Below are 1,367 nucleotides of genomic sequence, written 5' to 3' on the forward strand. Positions count from 1 at the left end.
GCCTGCCACCCGCCCCCCTACCTTTTCCCTCCCTTCCTTGTTCCCCTTCCTGCCATTGTTGGGGGCATTGTGTTGTGTCTGGATACATTTTTCCCGGATAATCCCCCCTTTTACTGGGTACATCTTGCCAACCGGGATAATTTTTATTTCATTGAATGCCAACGACTTACAGCCTATTTTCTCATTTCGTTTGATTATTCCGTTTTTTCGCCTTACCTTTGTGTTGATCAACCGAAAGGAAAAGCGCCTAAAACGCACCCCCTTTATAGGTATCACGCCTGTAGCAAGTACAGGAAGAACACACCGGGCCGAAATTACAGTAGGTAGGTACAGAATAGCTGAAAAGCTGCCGTAAGGCACCGACACAGTAAGCGCCTGTATTTTTCCGGTTAGTCCGCTGCCGCTATGCAGTCATTGCCAAAGCTAGAAACAGTAAAAGGAAATTCAGTACACCCGCCGCAAGCGGTTTGTTTTTAGAACGGTCGCCCGTTAAGATGGGAATTAGCCTGTATTGCTCACACTGGTTTATGCTGGTATCTACCAGCGCCACAACCGAAAGGAAGTAAACCGACATAGTGAGAAACAGAAAGCGCCTAAATAGCTATAGGACTATAGCAGGTAAAGCGTATAACGTGCGTGGATAATACGCCTAAATAAGCGTAGGAACGAAACGGACACGCGGACAACGTACCTCACTAAGTACGGGAACGAAGCGTAAACGCCTGATAACGGCCATTTTGCAAGATGGCCGGGAACAAAAGCCCGTTATCACCACTGCCTGTAAATCAACCTATGGCCGGAAATAGTACCGCGCCTGCATCTTGCGTATAATAGGGAAATCCAGTACCCGCACAGATGTAGCCGTTTAACAGGGAACCCGGCTAAATGGTGATAGCATGTAACCAGTCACTAAGCTACTGATAAAGCGCATTAAGACAGTGGCAAAAGGTCGGCCCCTGCTAGTACAACGGTAGTACGCCCGCTCCAGGTGAATGGCAGCAGGAAATCCCGGTTCGATTCCGGGGAGGGGTGCAAAATAATTTTCTCATGGAGAAGATCTACAAACCCAAAGCGCGCAAACTGTGGGATACCGGCAAATCATTTATTGCTGTATCCCACAAGTTTAGCCCGCATTCTGTATTCGCTTTTACGATAGACCCAACACTGGCGGGAGTACCATTTGATGAATGGTACAACGCCTTCTGTTACTACAACTGCAATATGTACGAAACCGGCTACTATCCGGCATTCTACATCCCTGCATAATCTGTTATTCATTCACTTCAAATACTAAAATTTATGAAAACTTTTAACTCAATCAAAGCAAACTTAATGATCGTTCCTTGTGTGCTGGTTGTAGCTGCATT

At 46.5% G+C, this 1,367-nt stretch carries 1 protein-coding gene; it reads left to right on the forward strand.

Going from position 1 to position 1,367, the window contains the following annotated elements:
• The first annotated feature begins 1,047 nt into the window (after positions 1–1,047).
• Entirely contained in the window at positions 1,048–1,266 is a 219-nt protein-coding gene (locus PV783_RS33985; RefSeq protein ID WP_420991159.1) for a hypothetical protein, read from the forward strand.
• Positions 1,267–1,367 lie beyond the last annotated feature (101 nt).

The organism is Chitinophaga sp. CC14 (assembly GCF_048957795.1).
Classification (GTDB): Bacteria; Bacteroidota; Bacteroidia; order Chitinophagales; family Chitinophagaceae; genus Chitinophaga; species Chitinophaga ginsengisegetis.